The sequence below is a fragment of the Clostridium sp. CTA-5 genome, from assembly GCF_054768135.1.
This window is the reverse complement of the sequence record NZ_BAAAAT010000005.1, coordinates 185,738-207,040: the sequence shown is the minus strand read 5'-3', so window position 1 is coordinate 207,040 and position 21,303 is coordinate 185,738. Positions and strand designations below refer to the sequence as shown.

Sequence of the window (21,303 nt, the reverse complement as noted above, 5' to 3'; positions counted from 1 at the left end):
GGGACTTATATAAAAAATTTATGATATATATGATTCTAATTCGATATTATTAATCAAAAATCTACTTGTTTATAAAGATATTATATATCTGATTATAAATGTATTAACCTAATTAGAACATATATATTAATTTAATATTAATTTAATATTTATTAAATAACTCCTTTCTTAATTTTTTCAAAGCTTTCTTTTCTATTCTGGATACATATGAACGTGAAATTCCTAAAGTAGCAGCTATTTCCCTTTGAGTTTTACGATTTCCATCTATTAATCCGTATCTCATTACTAGTATTGTACTTTCTCTTTTAGTTAAAGAATCAGTAATTTTATTGTATAAAGCTTTAATCTGTAAATTATTTTCTACCTTTTCTAATACTGAATCGTTATCACTACTCAATATATCAATAAGACAAATTTCGTTTCCTTCTTTATCAACTCCAATCGGATCTTGAAGATATACCTCACTCTTTTGTTTTTTGTTATTTCTAAATAACATTAAAATTTCATTTTCTATGCATCTAGATGCATAGGTAGCAAGCCTAGTACCTTTACTAGAATCAAAGGAATCTATAGCTTTAATTAATCCAACTGTTCCTATAGAGATTAATTCATCTACATCCTTATTGGGGAAAGAATACTTCTTTACAATATGTGCTACTAACCTTAAGTTTCTTTCAATTAGAATACCCTTAGCTGTCTTATCTCCTTCTTTAAGTTTTTTTAGATATTCTTCCTCCTCTTTCTCGTCAAGAGGAAGTGGAAATGTATTACTATTTGTTATATATCCAGTTAAAAATAGCGAGTTACATATCAAATCTATGAAACCATTTAATACAAACACCTTTTTCCTCCATAACAGTGCTTGATATTATAATATGTTTGGAAATTAAAAAAGTTGCTTATTCGTATTTTTATTTTTAATTTTATTTTTATAGGTTCTATTTAGAATTTAATACTGTAACTATATCTTTAAAAATTGGAGCTGCTGTATCTCCTCCTCCTAATCCTTCTTTTGACCCTATATCAGGTATAAAAACAACCATAGTATAAGTTTTATTTGCTACAGTAAAATATCCTGCAAACCATCCATGAGTATTTCCATCATAACTCGTAGCTGATCCTGTTTTGCCTCCTATATTTAAATTAGAAGAATATGCTTTTATTCCAGTTCCTCTTATAACAACTTCTTTCATTGCATCTTTTATTAGTTTGGAAGTTATTTCACTATATATTTTCTTTTCTTCAGTTTTAAATTCTTTAATAATATTATCATCTTTATCTAAAATATCTTCTACTAAATATGGGTTTTCATATACTCCATTATTTATTACTGTATTAATTGCTCCTAACATTTGTATTGGAGAAACATTCATACATTGACCTATAGAAATATTATTCATTCCTGCTTCCTCTTTAGGCTTTACTCCAGCTGTTTCATTTTTATTTTCTCCTTGTAAATTTAAAACTCTACCATATAAACCTTGGACTTCTGAAAATTCCATTAACTTTTGATATCCAACTAAACTTCCAATTTTAGCAAAGACATCATTACATGATTTAACAAATGCATCTTTCACACTTAATCTACCGTGAACTCCCTTACATATTTCACCTGTACAAGTAAAATTATCATTCATATTTACCAATCCCATTTCTAATGCTGATCCCAATGTAATGATTTTGTAAATTGACCCTGGCTCATATCCAAATTCTTGTATTCCTAAATTTACATTTGATGCACTTTCATCTTTTTGCATTAAAGCTCTTATTTTTCCTGTAGAACTTTCCATTATAGTAACACCAACATTTTTTAAATAACTATATTCACTCTTATCTAATACTCCCCTAATTTTTTCTTCCATATCTTTATCAATAGTTAATTTTAAATTTTTATTATTATCGCTAATATTTACTTTTTTATCAGCATATACTGCTCTAGCATCTAAATAAAAATTATTTTTAGGTTGTTCATTATCCTTTAAATATTTATATAGTTCAGCTTGAAGTGAATCATCAACATACTCCTCATCTAAAATTTTAGATAAGAAACTACTAACACTCCATGCTTTTTTAGTATCCACTTCATCAGTAGTATACGTATATATACCTTTAATATTTTTAAGTTTATTTATTTTATTATAAGTTTCCTCTGAAATATTATAATAAAGTTTCCCTTGTGATTTCATTATATCAGTATAGTTAAAATCAGGATTTTCAGATTTCATTATAAAATTTAATGCCATTAAATCTTCTAATGTTTCTTCATAATTATTTAAACTAAAAGGTTTTATATCAATAACTAAAACATACTTTTTATTATATTTCATTAAATCTTTGCCATTTGTATCTAAGATCATATATTTTGTATCGCTAATTTTTTCTTCCTGATGATTTTGATATGATCCTTGGACCTTCTCGGATGGATGTACTTGTAACATATATAATCTCATACCTATTACTATCATTATAGTAATAAACAAAGATAAAATTAATAGTAATCTTTTTTTCATATTATATCTATCAATAAAAATACAAAACACCTCTCTTCAACTAAATTTTAGCCTTAGAAAAGGTGTTTTATTCAATACACAATATTTTATTATCTATTTTTTATTATTAAATCTTTTTCTTTTAAAGGAATATCTGATTTTATTTTATATATCATTTGAGCTCTAGCTGCTGATTCAATAGGAGTACCATTTTCCTCTGTCATGTCCTTTAATACAATCTCAAAATTATCCCCTTCAGGTCTTAGTATTTCTACTGTATCTCCATTTAAAACTTTATTTTTTTGTTCAACAGTTGCTATTTTAGTTTCTTCATCATATGCTCTTACTATTCCTATTATGTCAGCTGTTCTAACATATGATGAATCATCATACACTTGTTCATTATTTTTACCATAGTAAAAACCTGTATGATATTGTCTATGGCTTACTTTATTTAAATTTTCCATCCATTTTGGATTAAATTTATAGTTTTCTGGATCTTTTAAATAAGCATCTACTGCTTGCCTATATGATTTTACTACTGCTGCAACATAGTAAGCACTTTTCATTCTTCCTTCTATTTTAAGTGAATATACTCCCGCATTAATAACATCATCAATATGTTCCACCATACATAAATCTTTTGAATTCATTATATATGCTCCATTACCATCCTCAACTATTGGGAAATATTCTCCTGGTCTCTTTTCTTCCACCAAATGATATTTATATCTGCATGGTTGTGCACAAGCTCCTCTATTAGCATCTCTTCCCGTCATATAGTTTGATAATAAACATCTGCCTGAATAACTTATGCACATTGCTCCATGAATAAATGCTTCAATTTCACATTCTTCCGGTAAGTTCTCTCTCATTTGTTTTATTTCATTTAAACTAAGTTCTCTTGCCATTACTATTCTTTTAACACCTTGGTCATACCAGAACTTAGCAGCTCTCCAATTAACATTGTTAGCTTGAGTACTTAAATGTATTTCTAAATTTGGTACAACTTCTTTAGCTATAGATATTATTCCTGGATCTGATACTATTACAGCATCAATCCCAATATTATATAAATCTATTAAATAATCTTCCACACCATCTAAATCTGAATTATGCGGAAATACATTTAAAGTTACATAAACTTTTCTATTTCTTTCGTGTGCATATTCTACACCTTCTTTTAATTGTTCATTTGTAAAATTATCTGCAAAAGCTCTTAAATTTAGTTTACTTCCTCCTAAATATACAGCATCTGCACCAAAATCTATCGCTATTTTAAGTTTATCTAAATTTCCAGCTGGTGCTAAAATTTCTGGTCTTATCATTTTTTAATTTACCTCCTCTTTGTAACTGCTATACCATCACCCATAGGTATTACAGTTGTAATTAAATTTTCATCATGAGTTACTAAATCTAAATAAGTTCTCATTCTTTTTACTATAGTTATCTTTCTTCTTTTCACCAAATCATCACACGCAACCATACCTCTAAATAACACATTATCAGCTATAATTACTCCATCTTCCTTAAGTAATCTTAAACAATGTGGGAGAAAATGATTGTAGTGACCTTTTCCTGCATCCATAAAAATTAAATCAAAAGGTTCTTGCAATTTTTCTAAAACCTCTAAACAATCCCCTTCTTCTATTTTAATTTTTTCACTCAAATTAAATTTATTTAAATTTAATTTAGCAAGTTCTATCATCTTTTCATCTCTTTCAATCGTTACAATATCCGGATTGGTTCCAGAAGCCTCATACATTAAAATTGATGAAAATCCTACAGCTGTTCCAAGTTCTAGAATTCTTAATGGCTTTTTCATACCAACCATAAATTCTAAAAATACTCCAGTCTCTTTTTGAACTATAGGAACACCATTTTCTCTTGCAAAATCTTCTATATCCTTTAAAATTCCTTTTCTATCTGGAATAAGATTTCTTATATAGTCTTCCATATAATCATATGTAATTTTACTCATCTAACTCCTCCAAATAAACTAATATCCTAACTCTTTCTTTTTCTTTAAAAAATCATCATAATTATTACAGAAATAATGATAACCATTATCTTGTAGAATATAAAATAAATAATCTGTTTTTTCTGGATTTAATGCTGCTTTAATTGATTCTTTTCCGGGATTACATATAGCACCAACTGGTAAACCACTATATTTATATGTATTATATGGTGAATCAATAGCTAAATGTTTATTTAATACTACATCTACATGATATCCTAAAGCATAAATTACTGTTGCATCTAATTGAAGCTTCATATTATCATTTAATCTATTATAAATAACTGATGAAATTAAACTTCTATCTTTGTCATATCTTGCTTCATTCTCTATCATAGATGCAATTGTAATAGTTTTCTCTAAGTCCTCATTTTTTATATCAATACCTAGATCATTCTCAATATTACCTAAAACTTCAGTAAATCTTCTAAGCATAACCTTAATTATAAAATCTGGAGTAACATCATCTTTTAATAAATATGTATCTGGATATAAAAAACCCTCTAAATTATATCTTTTATTTTCATCTTGTTTTACAAATTCCGGTACTGGATAATTTTTTACTGCATTTAAGAAAGCGTCTTTTGAGCAAAAACCTTCTTCTTCTACTTTTTTAGCTATTTTATCTATATCATATCCTTCAGGAATTGTTAACTTTTTAAGTTTTTGATTATCACTTTCATTATTTAATATTGAAATTAATTCATTTAAATTAACCTTAGAATTCACTTCATATATTCCTTCTTTTAAATCTATATTTTTCTTATTTAACATAAGGTTAAGTTTAATAAAATATTTATTAGTTAATTTTCCTTCTTTTTGCAACCTATCTAAAACCCCATAAACCCCTTCACCGTATCTTACTTCTACTATGGTTACATTTTCATTACTCTTTAAAGGCTTATTGATAGCATTTTTATAAAGAATAACTCCTATAGATGAAATTAAAATTACAGTTATTAATATTATAAAAAACACTAATCTTTTTAAGGATTTAAACTTAATCATAAAGTTCCTCCTAATACAATAAAGTAAATAGCCTAAAAGACTATTTACTTTAATTATAATATCTTTTTATATTATTTAAAACAAGATTTGAGTTTATTTTTTACTTCTGCTAACTATCTTCTTTCTTTCACCACTTGCTAATACTGTTTTTCTCATTCTAATATTTTTTGGTGTAACTTCAACTAATTCATCATCGTTGATAAATTCTAAACATTGTTCAAGTGTCATTTCAATTGGTGGAATTAATTTTACAGCTTCATCAGCTCCTGATGATCTTGTATTAGTAAGTTTCTTACCTTTACATACATTAATATCAATATCCTCTGCTCTAGATGATACTCCAACAATCATACCTTCATATACAGGAATAGCAGCTCCTATAAATAATTGCCCTCTTTCTTGAGCATTAAATAATCCGTAAGCTATTGATTCTCCATCTCCAAAAGAAACTATAGAACCTCTACTTCTAGTTGGGATTTCACCTTTAAATTTGTCATAGCTGTGGAATACATGGTTCATTATTCCATTACCCTTTGTATCAGTCATAAATTCATTTCTAAATCCGATTAATCCTCTAGCAGGAACTATGAATTCCAATCTTGTATAACCATTTACAGCTGATGTCATATTAACCATTTCAGCTTTTCTTGGTCCTAATTTTTCCATAACAGGTCCCATAAATTCTTCTGGAACGTCAATTGTTAAATATTCCATAGGCTCTACTTTATGACCATTTTCTTCTTTAATAATAACGCTAGCCTTTGAAACTTGGAATTCAAATCCTTCTCTTCTCATAGTTTCTATAAGTATTGAAAGATGAAGTTCTCCTCTTCCTGAAACCTCAAAGCAGTCAGGTGTAAGTTCATTTACTCTTAAACTAACATTTGTTTCAAGTTCCTTAAGTAATCTATCTCTTAAATGTCTTGATGTTACAAATTCTCCTTCTTTTCCTGCAAATGGAGAATTATTAACCATAAAGTTCATACTAAGAGTTGGTTCATCTATACTAACAAATGGAAGTGCTTCAGGGTTTTGTGAATCCGCAATAGTTTCACCTATATTAGCATCAGTAACTCCACTTACTGCAACTATATCACCTAATGAAGCTTCATCTGCTTCTACTCTTTTTAATCCATCATAAGTAAATACACTTGTAATTTTGTAATTTGAAGTTGATCCATCATTTCTAACTAAAGCAACCGTTTGATTTTTCTTTACTTTACCTCTATGTATTTTACCTATCGCAATTTTACCAACATATTCATTAGTATCTAATGTTGTAACTAGCATTTGTAATGGTTCATCTATATATCCTTCTGGGGCTTCTACATGTTCTATTATTTTTTCAAATAATGGAAGCATATCATTGTTTGTATCTTCTACATTGTTTCTTGCAAAGCCTTCTCTAGCTGATGCATAAAGTATTGGGAAATCTAATTGTTCATCATTAGCACCTAATTCTAAGAATAAATCAAATACTTCATCAATAACATCCACTGGTCTTGCATCTGGTTTGTCTATCTTATTTATTACAACTATAGGTTTTAATCCTAATTCTAAAGCTTTCTTTAAAACGAATTTAGTTTGTGGCATTGGTCCTTCATATGAATCAACTACTAATAAAACAGAATCAACCATCTTTAACACACGTTCAACTTCGCCCCCGAAATCAGCATGTCCTGGTGTGTCTACAATATTAATTTTAATTCCATTGTAATGTACTGCAGTATTCTTTGAAAGAATTGTAATACCTCTTTCTTTTTCAAGGTCATTTGAATCCATAACTCTTTCTTGAACTTTTTCATTACTTCTAAAAACATGACTTTGTTTTAATAAAGCATCTACTAAAGTAGTTTTACCATGGTCAACGTGAGCTATAATCGCAATATTTCTTATATCTTCTCTTTTTATTAATTCCATTTCCATTCCTCCAAAGTAAATATTTAATGTATGGAAAGTCTAACTTTTACTCTATGTAAACCTATAACTTTTTTTCTCCAAAATAAAATTGGATACAAAAGTATCCAATTTCTAAATCACTATTCTTTATTTTAACCTTTTATTTTACAAAAGTCAACTTTATTATACAATATCTTATTTTCCAATATTTTTAAGTTTCCATTATTATTGGCAAAATCATAGGTTTTCTCTTTGTTCTTTCATAAAGTAGTTCTCTAAGTTCATCTCTCATTTTCGATTTCAATGTAGCCCAATCAGCAATCTTCTTTTCTTCACATTCTTTTAATACATTTCTTACAAGATTTTTAGCTTCATCCATAAGATCTTCTGATTCTCTTACATATACAAATCCTCTTGAAATAATATCAGGACCCGCTATTACATTAGCAGTCTTCTTTTCTAAAGTAACTACAACTGTTAATATACCATCTTGTGATAAATGTTTTCTATCTCTTAATACTATATTACCAACATCTCCAACACCAAGACCATCAACAAATACTTGACCTGATGAAACAGTAGAAGTTTTCTTTATATAATTCCTTGTTATTTCTATCACATCACCATTGTCTGGTATTAAAAGATTTTTTTCTGGAAGACCAAGCTCTATAGCAAGTTCTCCATGTTGTTTTAAATGTCTATACTCCCCATGAACTGGAATAAAAAATCTTGGTTTAACCAATCTTTGCATTAATTTTAATTCTTCTTGACATGCATGACCTGATACATGAACTTTTTCTAAAGATTCATAAATTACTTCAGCACCTTTTTTAAATAACTGATTTATAACTTTAGAAACAAGCTTTTCATTTCCTGGAATTGGTGTTGCAGAAATAATTACTGTATCACCTTCCACTATATTAATTTTTCTATGTTCTGATGCAGCCATTCTTGCTAATGCTGACATTGGTTCGCCTTGGCTTCCAGTTGTTATTATAACAACCTTTTCATTTGGATACTTTGATATTTGATCAACAGAAATAAGAACTTCTTTTTCAATATTTAAATATCCTAACTCTATCGCAACTTGCACTATATTTTCCATACTTCTTCCAGATACTGCTACTTTTTTGCCATAAATTTGTGCAGCAGTTATTATCTGCTGAATCCTATGAACATTCGAAGCAAATGTTGCAACTATAATTCTACCTTTTGCATTATCAAAAAGTCTTACAAAGCTTTCTCCAACAGTCCTTTCAGACATTGTATATCCTGGTCTTTCAACATTAGTTGAATCAGCCATCATGACTAATACACCTTTTTTACCTAATTCTGCAAATCTTGCAAAATCCATTATCTCTCCATCAATAGGAGTATAATCAATTTTAAAATCACCAGTATGAAGTACTGCACCAAGCGGTGTATGAATAGCAATTGCTACTGAATCCGCAATGGAATGATTAGTTTTAATAAATTCTACAGAAACACTATTTAACTTTATTGTATCTTTTGGCTTTACTCTTATCAATTCTGTTGAACTAAGTAAACCGTGCTCTTTTAGTTTTGTTTCAACAATCCCAAGAGTAAGTTTGGTACCATAAACAGGAACATTTAATTGCTTTAGAACATATGGCAATGCTCCTATATGGTCTTCATGTCCGTGAGTTAAAAATATCCCTCTGACTTTATCTATATTTCTTATAAGATACGAAACATCTGGTATTACAATATCTATTCCAAACATATCATCATCTGGAAATTTAAGACCACAATCTATTACAACAATATCATCTTTATATTCAATAGCTGTGATATTCTTACCTATTTCGTTTATACCACCTAAAGGAATAATTTTAACCTTAGCCCTTTCGTTTTTCATGTTTCCCCTCCTTTTCTATATATTTATATTATGAATAAATAACTTCTCTTTGTAAAAATAGAAAATTATTTTATTCTTTATTATCTTTTTTTTGACATTCCTCACATACTCCATAAAATTTTACACTATGATCGGATATCTTAAACTTATATTGTGTTTCAATTTGTGTTTCCAACTCCTCTAATAGGTCATCTTGTACCTCTAATACTTTGTTACACAAATTACACACGAGATGATGGTGTCTATGAGTTTCATCACCATGTACTAACTCATATCTATTACATCCATCATTTAATTCTAATCTACATATTACACCTAATTCTTCTAATAAAATGATAGTTCTATATACAGTAGCTAAACCAATTTCAGGACAGCTACGCTTAACTTCATCATATATTTCTTCTGCTGTTAAATGCTTTCCTTCAGTTTCAATAATTGCATTAACAATAGATCTTCTTTGTGCAGTTAATTTATATCCCTTTTTTTTCAAATCTTCTTTTAAGGCATCCATATCTATTGAAGTTAATTGCTCCATAATAACACCTCACTTTTACAATTATAATATATATTAATTTTGCTCTTCCATAATAAGATTGTAAGCTTCTTCAACCAAATCAAACTCTTTTTCATCTTCTATGCTTATAAGATTTTCACTTCCATCTTCATCTATAACAATTTTTAAAACAAATGCCTCATCTGTTTCACCTACTGCTGGTGTTACAACTACATATTCACCGTTTATTTCATCTATTTGAAAATAAGTAATAACTTTAAATTTAACTTGTTCACCATTTTCATCTAATAATTCTATAAATTCTACGTCTTTTTCCATAAAAATTACCTCCATAAATGTATTTCATTTAAATATTTCAAATTTAATGTTTTTTAATTTTATTTAGAAATCCTATCTAAATATCCTTGAAGTATATAAGTTGATGCAATTTTATCTACTATTTTCTTTCTTTTATTTCTTGAAAGATCTGCTTCTAACATAGCTTTATGTGCTGCTACAGTTGTTAAACGTTCATCCCAAAATTCTACTTTTATTTGCAACTCTTCCTCAATTAATTTGCCGAATACCATAGTTATTTCTCCAGATGGTCCTATTGTTCCATTCATATTTTTAGGAAGACCAACAACTATAGTTTCAACTTTATATTCTTCACAAATTTTTTTGATTTCATCTATATCTTTTTCTTTATTAGTTCTTCTTATTGTAGTTATTCCTTGCGCAGTAAATCCTAATGGATCCGATATAGCTACTCCAATAGTTTTCTGCCCTACATCTAAACCTAGTATCCTCAAATTAAAACACCTCTTATAAAAATAAAAGTGCCCGCCATACGGGCACTCTTTACTTTATCTCTAAATAAGACTTTATAACTTCTTCGAGTATTTCATCTCTTTCAAGCTTTCTTACTAAAGCTCTTGCTCCGTTGTAATTAGTAATGTAAGTAGGGTCTCCTGAAATTAAATATCCAACTAACTGATTTATAGGATTATAACCCTTTTCCTTTAATGAATCATAAACCTCTGTCAAAATAGATTTTGTTAAAACTTCTTTATTTTTAGTTAAATCAAATTGCATTGTATGTTCAATATTATTACTCATAGTATCGCTGCTTCAAGCAGCACACCCCCCTTACCAATAGTCTAAGGAAACGATATCCATATTTATTATTAACTTAATATTTAAAACTTATTCACTAAGTATATATACTATATAAAATCATGATTTTATCGAACTTTAATAATCTATATATAGATTATACCCTATATTGTCTAAAAAGTATACTACTTTGCTAAAGTTTCAACTATTTTGTAGACTTCATTAAGTGCTTCTTCTACTTTTTCTGGTAATTTTCCTCCAGCTTGAGCCATGTCCGGTCTTCCTCCACCGCCACCGCCAAGTATAGACGATACCTCTTTTATTACTTTACCACAATGTACTCCATTAGAAACCGCATCTTTTGTAGCCATTGCGCAAATTATTACTTTTCCATCAACTTCACTTGTAAGTAATGTTAACGAATTTTCAACCTTATCTCTTACCTTTTCACAAAGATTTCTTAGTGCCTCTCCATCAACATCTTTTAATCCGTAAGAAATAACATTTATACCCTTAACTTGCTTAGTTGAATTAATTATATCCTCAATTCCCATTGATGCAAATTTAGATTTTAAACTTGATATTTCTTTATCTTTTTCTTTAATTTCTTTACCTTGTTGATCAAGTTTTCCTAATATTTCTTTTTCTGAACACTTAAACTTATTTGAAATTTGTTTTAATAATTCTGCTTTTTCATTAATTAATTTATAAGCTTCTAAACCTGTTACTGCTTCTATTCTTCTAGTACCCGCAGCTATTCCACTTTCAGATATTATTTTGAATAATCCTATTTTACCAGTATTGTCTATATGAGTACCTCCACATAATTCTTTAGAATACTCACCTGCACACACAACTCTAACCTTATCTGCATATTTATCATCAAATATTCCAATTGCTCCACTGTTTTTTGCAGATTGTAAATCCATTTCTTGTGTAATTACTGGTGTAACACTCATAATAGCTTCATTAACTAGTTTTTCAACATTAAGAATTTCTTCCTCTTTTAAACCTTCAAAGTGAGAAAAATCAAATCTTAATCTATCTACACTTACATATGATCCTGCTTGATGAACGTGATTTCCTAACACCTTAACTAAAGCTGTATCTAAAAGATGAGTAGCTGTATGATTTCTTTTAATGTTTTCTCTTCTAGCTTTATCTACTTCTAATGTAACCTTATCTCCTATTTTAAGCTCTCCGTTTAATACTTCTACAAAATGAACTATCTTTCCACCAATGTTCTTTTTAGTATCAAGTACTTTTCCATTAAATGTATCATTAGATATTACACCCGTATCTCCTATTTGTCCACCCATTTCTGCATAGAATGGAGTAATATCAGTAACTATAACAGCACTATCCCCTTCTCTTACAACATCTACAAAATTTTCTCCATTAATCAAACATTTTACTTTAGCAACTAATTGATCATTATTATATCCATCAAATTTAGTTTCAATAGTTTCTTCTATAATATCTAAAGTCTTTATATCCGCACCCATATAGTTTGAAGTTTTTCTTGCACTTCTAGCTCTCTCTCTTTGCTCTTTCATTTCTTTATCAAAACCTTCTTCATCAAGAGAAAGACCAGCATCTTCCAAGATTTCTTTTGTAAGCTCCATTGGAAATCCAAAAGTATCATATAACTTAAATCCATCAGTTCCATTTAATACTTTTTTATTTTTTTCTTTTAATTCTGATATAAATGTATTTAATATATCCATTCCACCATCTAAAGTTTCTCTAAATTTATCTTCTTCTATTTTAATTACTTTTTTAATATATTCTTTTTTCTCTTCTAAATCTGGATAAGCGTCTTTAGCATCTCTAATAACTATATCACATAAATCACATAAAAATGCTTCCTTTATTCCTAAAGTTTTTCCATGTCTAGCTGCTCTTCTTAATAATCTTCTAAGAACATATCCTCTTCCTTCATTTGAAGGCATAACTTCATCAGATATTAAAAATGTTATAGATCTAATATGATCAGTTATAATTCTTAAAGAAACATCTGTTTTATATTCTTTTCCATATTCTACATTAGCAAGTTTACATATTCCTTTTAATATATTTTCTATTGTGTCTATTTCAAAGATATTATTTTTTTCTTGCATTATAGTTGCAAGTCTTTCTAGACCCATACCTGTATCTATATTTGTTTTTTCAAGTTTCTCATAATTCCCTTTTCCATCACCGTCAAATTGAGTGAATACAAGATTCCAAAATTCTACTATTTCATCCGCATCAGCAAATTCAACAAATTCTTCAGCATTTTTTGGTACTTTATCTGTTCTATTAAAATGGATTTCAGTACAAGGACCACAAGGGCCTGAACCATGTTCCCAGAAATTATCTTCTTTACCTAATCTAAAGATATGAGTTTTATCTACATCTGTAAGAGTAGTCCAATATTCATATGCTTCATCATCATCTAAGTATATTGTCACATATAATTTTTCTTTTGGAAGTTCTAAAACTTCTGTTATAAACTCCCAAGCCCATGGAATTATTTCTTTTTTAAAATAATCTCCAAAAGAAAAGTTTCCAAGCATTTCAAAAAATGTACCATGTCTGCTTGTTATTCCTACATTTTCAATATCTCCAGTTCTCACACATTTTTGACAAGTTGTAATTCTTGTTTTAGGTGGCTTTTGTAAGCCTGTAAAATATGGTTTAAGTGGTGCCATTCCTGCATTTATTAATAATAAGCTTTTATCATTTTGTGGCACTAAAGAAAAACTATCTAATCTTAAATGCTCTTTGCTTTCAAAAAACTTTAAATAAGCTTCTCTTAAATCATTTGTTTTTATAAATTTCATAAATATTCCTCCATTTAATAAATAATTTGTATTAATACAAGAAAATCCGTTCCGCAGACTATGTGTCTCTGCCAATTTCAAAAGTTATCCACAGATTTAGCTGCATTATAATTTCCTAAAGAATAAAAAATCATCAAGGTGATTGTAAAGCTGTGGACTTTATAATTTCCTATACATAAAAAAAGCCTCATCCCTAAAAATAAAGGGACGAAAGCTAATATTTCCGCGGTACCACCCTAATTATGTATAATTAATACATCACTCAGTTATTTATAGCTCCTAGGTAGCTTCGAAATACATAAATAAGGAATTCTCACCATCCATTCCTTCTCTGAATATCTACAATATATCTACTTTTCCTATTCATCGCTTAATATTTAATTATTTCATGAAAATTATATTTCATCTAAATAATTATGTCAATAATCAATATATCTTTGTTTCAAAATAGTTATTATCTTTTTTCTAAACAAAACTCTTAATTACAACTAAAATTTTAATCACAATTTTTTTATATTTACACTAAAATATTAGCCTTTTTAATTATTTTAGGCACATAAAATAAAATAATAGATAAAAGAGGCGTTATATATCTTGTGTCAGACAAGGAAGTAAATTTAGTCAATAGCGAGTTATTAGCTAAACTTGCTGATGCAGTATCACACAAAATAGACGAGCATACTGGTATATTATTTTTTTGATTGTGCCTTAACTATTCTTAAAATAAATAATAGTTTATATCATCATATAAAACCTTTATAACTACTCCTATAGGAACTGCTAAAACCATTCCTATAAATCCTCCAAATTTATCTCCAATAAGAAGCAATATAATTATAACAATCGGATGCATATCTGTACTATCTCCAGTTATTTTAGGTGATAAAATATTCCCTTCTATTTGTTGAATTACAAATATTCCACATGCTACCCAAAATGCTTTTATAGGAGAATCTAAAAGTGCTACTATAACAGCTGGTATTCCTCCAAAAATTGGTCCAAAATAAGGTATTATATTTAATACAGCATTTAATAGAGAAATCCAAACTGGAAACTTAACTTTAAATATTATCAATAAAACAAAAGTCATAAAACCTATTATTACCGAAAGAAATATTTGACTAGCAATGTATCTTCCTAGAACTTTATCTATATCATTTAATATTCTTTTAGTTAAAGCTCTTTTTTCAGTTGGTAATATTAATAATATCTTATTGTATATTTTTTCTCCATCACATAAAAAATAATAAATTACTACTGGTAAAATTGCACAGGAAATAATATTTTCAGTGATTAATATAAAATTATTAATTATACTTTTAGAAAAATTAATAACTATTGTATTTCCCTTCTCTAAAATCTCATTATATATTGAATTTAATACTGGGAAATTAATCATTTTAAATCTTCCTGATATTGAATCTAAAAATTCTGCAATATTATCAAATATAATTCCAATATTAGATACTTCTTTAACTAATTCAGGAATTATTATTACTATACATGTAATAATAAGGCCTAAAATTCCAAGAATTATTAATAATGATGCTGTAGTTTTTTTTATTTTAAATCTATATTCAATTAAATCCCTAGCCGGTGAGATAAGATAAGATAAGATAAATGAAATTATTATTATATTTGCAACACTCTTTATTGAGTCATTAAATAAATATATTAATATTATTGCAAATAATATTAATAATAATATTATTGGTATAATTTTATTTTTATATCTTTTTAACAGCTTCATAATTATTCATATTATGCGGCATAGTCTTAAATGAAATGCCTCTTTTTCCAGTATATAATATATAATCTTCTCCTAATATGCACTCATTTAAAAGAATAATTTCTTTTCCTCTTATCATCTTATCAATAATTCCTGATGTTACTACGATTGCTTTTATCGAATAATCTTTTCCATCAATTAATAAATCTTCCACAACTCCTTTTACAGTACTACCTGTATCAACAATATCCATATCTTTAATATTTCTAAATTTCAATCCTGAATCTATTTTTAAATTACTTGCAACTACATCTTCTCCAATTTCAATCACATCATCTATTGATATATAGTTTTTTTTAGAAAAGAATGCTAAATTAGAAATTTCAAATCCAACCATTTGCTCCCCATAAAAGTCAATATAAATATCCTGTATAACACCAATTTTTTTACCATTCATATCATATACTTTCTTCAAATAAAAATCTTTAGTTTTAAACATTATTTATAATACTCCTTATCTTAATAGTTCTCTACTATCTAATTGGTATTCTATCCATAATGTAAGAAATAAATTCTATAAATAATTAATTTTTGGATAAAAAAAGTAACAAGAAAAAGTGAAATTCACTTTTTTCTTGTTACTTTAAAATAACAGAATTAACCGATATATAATACTCTTATTTAAACAAACAAAAATTAAATGATAGCTTCAATTATTCCTCCACCAATTACAATGTTTCCATTATAAAATACAACCGATTGGCCTTTTGTTATAGCTCTTTGTTTTTCTTTAAATATCACTTTAACTCTTCCATCTTTTAAAGGAGAAATAATTGCCTTAGCTGGTCTTGCAGAATATCTTATTTTAGCTTCAACTTCAAGTGGTTTATCTAAAGTATCAAAAGTAATAAAATTCAAATTTCCAGCTATCAATTCAGTTTTAAATATATCTTCTTCAGCACCTAAAACAACCTCATTTGTTTTAGGATTTATATCTGTTACAAATATAGGTCTTCCAAGTGCAATACCTAACCCTTTTCTTTGACCAATAGTATAATATACAATTCCTTTGTGTTTTCCAAGTATAATACCATTTTTATCAACAAAATTGCCTGGTTTTATAACACCTGGTCTTGCATTTAATATATATTTTCCATGATCATTATCAGGAATAAAGCATATCTCTTCACTATCTTTCTTATTATGAACCGCTAACCCTATTTCTTTAGCAATTTCTCTTATTCTATCTTTTGTATATTCTCCACAAGGCATAAGGGTATGCTTTAATTGATCTTGGGTAAAATTATACAAAGCATAAGTTTGATCTTTTCTATCATCATCTGATCTTATAAGAAGATATCTACCATCTTTTTCTTCAATTTTTGCATAATGGCCTGTAGCTACATAATCTGCACCTATTCCTCTTGCTCTTCTTAAAAGTTCATCAAACTTTAAGTGTTTATTACATTCTATACAAGGATTAGGAGTTCTTCCATCTATATATTCTTGCACAAAATAATCTATAACCTTATCCTTAAAATAATCTCTAAAATTTAAAACATAAAAAGGTATATCTAACTTGTCACATACTCTTCTAGCATCATTTACAGCAGAAAGGGAACAACATCCCCCTTCTTTTTCTGCATATTCATTGTCTTCTTGCCATATCTGCATTGTGGCCCCAATAACTTCATAACCTTGTTGTTTTAATAAATATGCAGCAACAGAGCTATCAACTCCACCGCTCATACCTATTAATACCTTTTTCTTAGTAGAGTTATTCATCTATTCTTCTCCATGAACCATGTTGTGTAATTCATCATGATTATGTTCTTTCATCGGTTTTATGTCTAAACCATTTTTTTCTCTATAATCATTTATAGCCTTATGAATAGCTTCTTCTGCAAGCACTGAACAATGCATTTTTACTGGTGGAAGTCCATCTAATGCTTCCGCAACAGCTTTATTACTTAATTCCCATGCTTCATCTAAACTCTTACCTTTTATCATTTCTGTTGCCATTGATGACGATGCTATAGCTGATCCACAGCCAAAAGTTTTAAACTTTACATCTTTTATAATATTATCTTCAACCTTTAAATATATTTTCATTATATCGCCACACTTGGCATTTCCAACTTCACCTATTCCGTTAGCATCTTCAATTTCTCCAACATTTCTTGGATTTTTAAAATGGTCCATTACTTTATCTGTATATATCATATTAATTTTCTCCCTTCTTTAAAAAGTCATCCCATAATGGTGACATATTTCTTAGTCTTTCAATAATTGGTGGTACAGTCTCAATAACATAATCTACATCTTCTATAGTTGAGCCTTCACCTAATGTTAATCTTAATGACCCATGTGCTCTTTCATGTGGTAGACCAATCGCTAATAATACATGAGATGGATCTAATGATCCTGATGTACATGCACTTCCGCTTGATGCACATATTCCTTCAAAGTCTAAAGATAATAAAATTGATTCTCCTTCAATAAATCTAAAACATACATTCACATTTCCTGGTAATCTTTTATCACCTGTTGGTCCATTTAATCTAGTATACGGAATTTTTAGAAGTCCCTCTATTAATCTATCTCTTAATTCTGTCATTTTCTTCATGTGAGATTCTAAATTATCATTTGCTAGTTCAATTGCTTTCCCAAGACCAACTATTCCTGCTATATTTTCAGTTCCCGCTCTTCTTGATTTTTCTTGAGCACCACCATGAATTAAATTATCAATCTTAATTCCTTGTTTTATATATAAAACTCCGATTCCTTTAGGTCCATAAACCTTATGTCCTGCTAAAGATAACATATCTATATTCATTTCTTTTACATCAATTGGCACATTACCAACTGCTTGAACTGCATCTGTATGGAAATATATATTGTTTTCTTTACATATTTCTCCTATTTCTTTAATAGGTTGAATAGTTCCTATTTCATTATTAGCAAACATAATTGAAACTAATATAGTTTTATCTGTTATAGCATTTTTTAAATCATCTAAGTTAATAAATCCTTCTTTATCAACATCTAAATATGTAACTTCATAACCTTGTTTTTCTAAGTATTCACAAGTATGAAGAACTGCATGATGTTCTATTTTTGTTGTTATAATATGGTTTCCTTTATTTTTGTGTGCAGAAGCAATTCCTTTTATTGCCCAGTTATCAGCTTCTGATCCACCACCTGTAAAGTATACTTCTTGTGCTTTACAATTTAATGCTTTTGCAATTTTAGCTCTTGCTTCATCTATCGCCATTTTAGTTGTTCTTGATATTCCATAAAAAGAAGATGGATTACCAAATTTCTCTGTAAAATATGGTAACATTTCTTCTAGAACTTCAGGTTTAACATAAGTTGTAGCTGCATAGTCCATATAAACGTTTCTCATTATTTATTCACTCCTATCAACAATCTCTATTGATGTTTTTTTTCCATCATAGTCATCTATTATATCTTGTAACGTAATTGAATTCATAACATCATCAATACTATCTTTTATCTTTTGCCATAATAATTTTGTTGCACAACTGTCAACATTTGAACACTCTACTCCATCAATACAATCTGCTATTTCAACTGGTCCTTCTAAAACATGCATGATATCTCCAACAGTAATTTCTGCTGGGGGTTTACTTAATACATATCCTCCCTGAGCACCTCTTATACTTCTGATTATATTGGCTTTTCTAAGTGGACTAAATAGTTGTTCTAAATAATATTCAGAAAGACCTTGTCTTTTAGATATAGTTTTTATTGATGTCGGTGGCCCTCCATAGTTAAATGCTAGGTCAACCATAGCTCTAACTCCATATCTACCTTTTGTAGAAAGTTTCATTCATTTCACCCACTTAATTATTTATTAATTATAAATTCCGTTTATATCTTATCAAAACACTCGGCTTTTGTCAATTAGTTAAAATTACTTTTTTATTGTATCCCAATATTTTTTTATACTTTCTTCATATTTATTATTCTGTTCAATGTAATACTTTTTTTCTCTTAATTCTAAAGGTAAATATTCCTGTTTCACATAATTATTAGGATAATCATGTGGATACTTGTATCCTCCAACCCCTAATTTTTTTGCACCATTATAATGAGCATCTTTTAAATGCTTAGGTATATCACCAATATTTATTGACTCTAAATCACTCATTGCGGAATTTAGAGCCCTATAAGTACTATTTGATTTAGGAAGTGTTGCTAAATAAACAACTAGTTCTGATAAAATTATACCCGCTTCAGGGAATCCAACTTTTAAAGCTAATTCAATCCCAGAATTAACAACAGTTAATGCATTTGGATGCGCAAGCCCTATATCTTCTGCCACTATTACAGATATTCTTCTTATAATTGCTGACATATTCCCACCTTTTATAAGTCTTGCTAAATAATGTACCGCTGCGTCTGGGTGACTTCCTCTAATACTTTTTTGCAAAGCACTTAATAAGTTATAAAATTCATCTCCACTACTATCAGATCTTAAATTAGACTGACCAAGAGACTCTATATACTCAGTTGAAATTTCTTTAACTAACTTAACTTGAGAATTTATAGCTAATTCTAAAATATTATACGCTTTTCTATAATCTCCTTGAGATATTTCTCCAATATACTCTAAAGCTTTCTCAGAGTAGTCAACTTCTATACCTTCATTTAATAATTTATCTAAAGACTTTTTAAGTCCTAATACTATATCAGAAACTTTTAATGGTTCAAATTGAAATATATTGCACCTGCTTATTATAGCCTTATGTATTACAAAATAAGGATTTTCTGTAGTACTTGCTATCAATGTTATTCTTCCATCTTCTATGAATTCTAATAAAGCTTGTTGCTGTTTTTTATTAAAATGTTGTAATTCATCTATATAAAGAACTATACCACCATAATTTAATAAATTATCTAAACTTCCCGTTATTTCCTGAATATCTTTTACAGATGCTGTTGTTGCATTCAATTTATAGAACTTTTTATCAACATAATTGGCCATTATATTAGCCAATGTTGTTTTTCCAGTTCCCGGCGGTCCATAAAATATACAATTACATATTTGATTACTTTTTATCAAATTATATAATGGGCTTTTTTCACTTAATATATGCTTCTGCCCAACAAAATCCTCTAATTTACTTGGCCTCATTAAATCTGCTAATGGCCTCATATTTTCACCTCATCAAAATTACATATTATATATTTAATTATATATTAATAAGCTATTTCTAACTATATTGTTAATACATGTAACATAATTTATATATAGTTAATAGTAGAATAAAGCATAAAAAAAAGCAAACCTTTTATAAGTTTGCATCTCTTACATATAGTGAATATTATTAACATAAACATCTATTACTTAATAGTTGCTTAATATTATTATTTTTAATAAAATCATATTTTTTACCCAAATCCACTATATAGAAATAGCTCTGTGCCCTATTCCTATAACCACTTCATCTAAATGAAGCAATCCAATACTTAAAAATATACAGACTGATATATGTTCACCACCTCTGGCTATTCCAATTTTTCCACCAACATTTTGAGCATTTGCTCTATTAGAAATTTGATTTATAGCATCTCTAGTAGCACCTATAACAGCACCTTCATGTAAATGTTCTTCTCTTATAAGACCATTTCTCTTTGAAGCTACTAAAGCACTTTCTAATATCTTAGATATAGATGAATTAATATTTCCTCCTATATTAACTGCTGTAACCTTAACATCTTGTTTATTATAAATTCTTTTTAATTCTTCCTCTTCATGTCTATCACATATGGCCATCTTAGTTGCAATTTTAGCAACTCTAGTACTATTACTATCCAT

At 28.2% G+C, this 21,303-nt stretch carries 20 protein-coding genes and 1 other annotated feature; all 20 genes read right to left on the bottom strand.

What is annotated here, in order from left to right:
• Positions 1–142: 142 nt before the first annotated feature.
• The 20 genes from sigK to ACYUET_RS11515 all read right to left on the bottom strand — a co-directional run bounded on the left by sigK (position 143) and on the right by ACYUET_RS11515 (position 21,303).
• Positions 143–841 carry an RNA polymerase sporulation sigma factor SigK gene (sigK, locus tag ACYUET_RS11610; protein ID WP_460279785.1) on the bottom strand — a complete coding sequence of 233 codons (699 nt, stop codon included), beginning with the start codon at positions 839–841 and terminating at the stop codon, positions 143–145.
• A gap of 97 nt (positions 842–938) precedes the next feature.
• Entirely contained in the window at positions 939–2,510 is a 1,572-nt protein-coding gene (locus ACYUET_RS11605; RefSeq protein WP_460279783.1) for a penicillin-binding transpeptidase domain-containing protein, read from the bottom strand.
• A gap of 89 nt (positions 2,511–2,599) precedes the next feature.
• The gene (locus tag ACYUET_RS11600) at positions 2,600–3,817 is read right to left on the bottom strand and encodes a peptidase U32 family protein (RefSeq protein ID WP_460279781.1); all 1,218 of its coding nucleotides are present in this window, start codon (positions 3,815–3,817) and stop codon (positions 2,600–2,602) included.
• Between the two features lie 8 nt (positions 3,818–3,825).
• Complete coding sequence (locus ACYUET_RS11595) at positions 3,826–4,470, bottom strand: O-methyltransferase (RefSeq protein WP_460279780.1); 645 nt, start codon at positions 4,468–4,470, stop codon at positions 3,826–3,828.
• 18 nt (positions 4,471–4,488) lie between these two features.
• Positions 4,489–5,517, bottom strand: coding sequence for an endolytic transglycosylase MltG (gene mltG / locus ACYUET_RS11590; RefSeq protein ID WP_460279778.1), 1,029 nt, complete (start codon positions 5,515–5,517; stop codon positions 4,489–4,491).
• 93 nt (positions 5,518–5,610) lie between these two features.
• Positions 5,611–7,437: a translational GTPase TypA gene (typA, locus tag ACYUET_RS11585; RefSeq protein WP_460279776.1), complete on the bottom strand. Its 1,827-nt coding sequence runs from the start codon at positions 7,435–7,437 to the stop codon at positions 5,611–5,613.
• Positions 7,438–7,627: 190 nt separating this feature from the next.
• Positions 7,628–9,295, bottom strand: a complete 1,668-nt coding sequence (locus ACYUET_RS11580; protein ID WP_460279774.1) for a ribonuclease J — start codon at positions 9,293–9,295, stop codon at positions 7,628–7,630.
• Positions 9,296–9,365: 70 nt separating this feature from the next.
• Positions 9,366–9,830 carry a Fur family transcriptional regulator gene (locus ACYUET_RS11575; RefSeq protein ID WP_460279772.1) on the bottom strand — a complete coding sequence of 155 codons (465 nt, stop codon included), beginning with the start codon at positions 9,828–9,830 and terminating at the stop codon, positions 9,366–9,368.
• 33 nt (positions 9,831–9,863) lie between these two features.
• A complete protein-coding gene (locus tag ACYUET_RS11570; protein WP_460279771.1) occupies positions 9,864–10,127 on the bottom strand; it encodes a DUF1292 domain-containing protein in 264 nt (87 codons plus the stop codon).
• Between the two features lie 59 nt (positions 10,128–10,186).
• The gene (ruvX, locus tag ACYUET_RS11565) at positions 10,187–10,600 is read right to left on the bottom strand and encodes a Holliday junction resolvase RuvX (RefSeq protein ID WP_460279769.1); all 414 of its coding nucleotides are present in this window, start codon (positions 10,598–10,600) and stop codon (positions 10,187–10,189) included.
• A 49-nt stretch (positions 10,601–10,649) separates the two neighbouring features.
• Positions 10,650–10,907, bottom strand: coding sequence for an IreB family regulatory phosphoprotein (locus ACYUET_RS11560; RefSeq protein ID WP_219778890.1), 258 nt, complete (start codon positions 10,905–10,907; stop codon positions 10,650–10,652).
• Positions 10,908–11,089: 182 nt separating this feature from the next.
• Positions 11,090–13,729, bottom strand: coding sequence for an alanine--tRNA ligase (gene alaS, locus ACYUET_RS11555; protein ID WP_460279767.1), 2,640 nt, complete (start codon positions 13,727–13,729; stop codon positions 11,090–11,092).
• A gap of 200 nt (positions 13,730–13,929) precedes the next feature.
• Positions 13,930–14,105, bottom strand: a binding site (T-box leader).
• Between the two features lie 342 nt (positions 14,106–14,447).
• Positions 14,448–15,479 (bottom strand): AI-2E family transporter, encoded by a 1,032-nt coding sequence (locus tag ACYUET_RS11550; protein ID WP_460279765.1) that lies wholly within the window; start codon positions 15,477–15,479, stop codon positions 14,448–14,450.
• Positions 15,457–15,957, bottom strand: coding sequence for a PRC-barrel domain-containing protein (locus tag ACYUET_RS11545; protein WP_460279764.1), 501 nt, complete (start codon positions 15,955–15,957; stop codon positions 15,457–15,459). The genes ACYUET_RS11550 and ACYUET_RS11545 overlap by 23 nt, the downstream gene beginning before the upstream one ends.
• Before the next feature lie 197 nt (positions 15,958–16,154).
• Positions 16,155–17,243 (bottom strand): tRNA 2-thiouridine(34) synthase MnmA, encoded by a 1,089-nt coding sequence (mnmA, locus tag ACYUET_RS11540; protein ID WP_460279762.1) that lies wholly within the window; start codon positions 17,241–17,243, stop codon positions 16,155–16,157.
• Positions 17,244–17,681 (bottom strand): Fe-S cluster assembly scaffold protein NifU, encoded by a 438-nt coding sequence (nifU, locus tag ACYUET_RS11535; RefSeq protein ID WP_460279760.1) that lies wholly within the window; start codon positions 17,679–17,681, stop codon positions 17,244–17,246.
• A gap of 1 nt (position 17,682) precedes the next feature.
• A complete protein-coding gene (gene nifS, locus ACYUET_RS11530; RefSeq protein WP_460279758.1) occupies positions 17,683–18,864 on the bottom strand; it encodes a cysteine desulfurase NifS in 1,182 nt (393 codons plus the stop codon).
• 3 nt (positions 18,865–18,867) lie between these two features.
• The gene (locus ACYUET_RS11525) at positions 18,868–19,311 is read right to left on the bottom strand and encodes an RrF2 family transcriptional regulator (protein WP_219778897.1); all 444 of its coding nucleotides are present in this window, start codon (positions 19,309–19,311) and stop codon (positions 18,868–18,870) included.
• Between the two features lie 84 nt (positions 19,312–19,395).
• A complete protein-coding gene (locus ACYUET_RS11520; RefSeq protein WP_460279756.1) occupies positions 19,396–20,640 on the bottom strand; it encodes a replication-associated recombination protein A in 1,245 nt (414 codons plus the stop codon).
• A gap of 249 nt (positions 20,641–20,889) precedes the next feature.
• On the bottom strand, positions 20,890–21,303 hold the full coding sequence (locus ACYUET_RS11515) for a HutP family protein (RefSeq protein WP_219778899.1): 414 nt from the start codon (positions 21,301–21,303) through the stop codon (positions 20,890–20,892).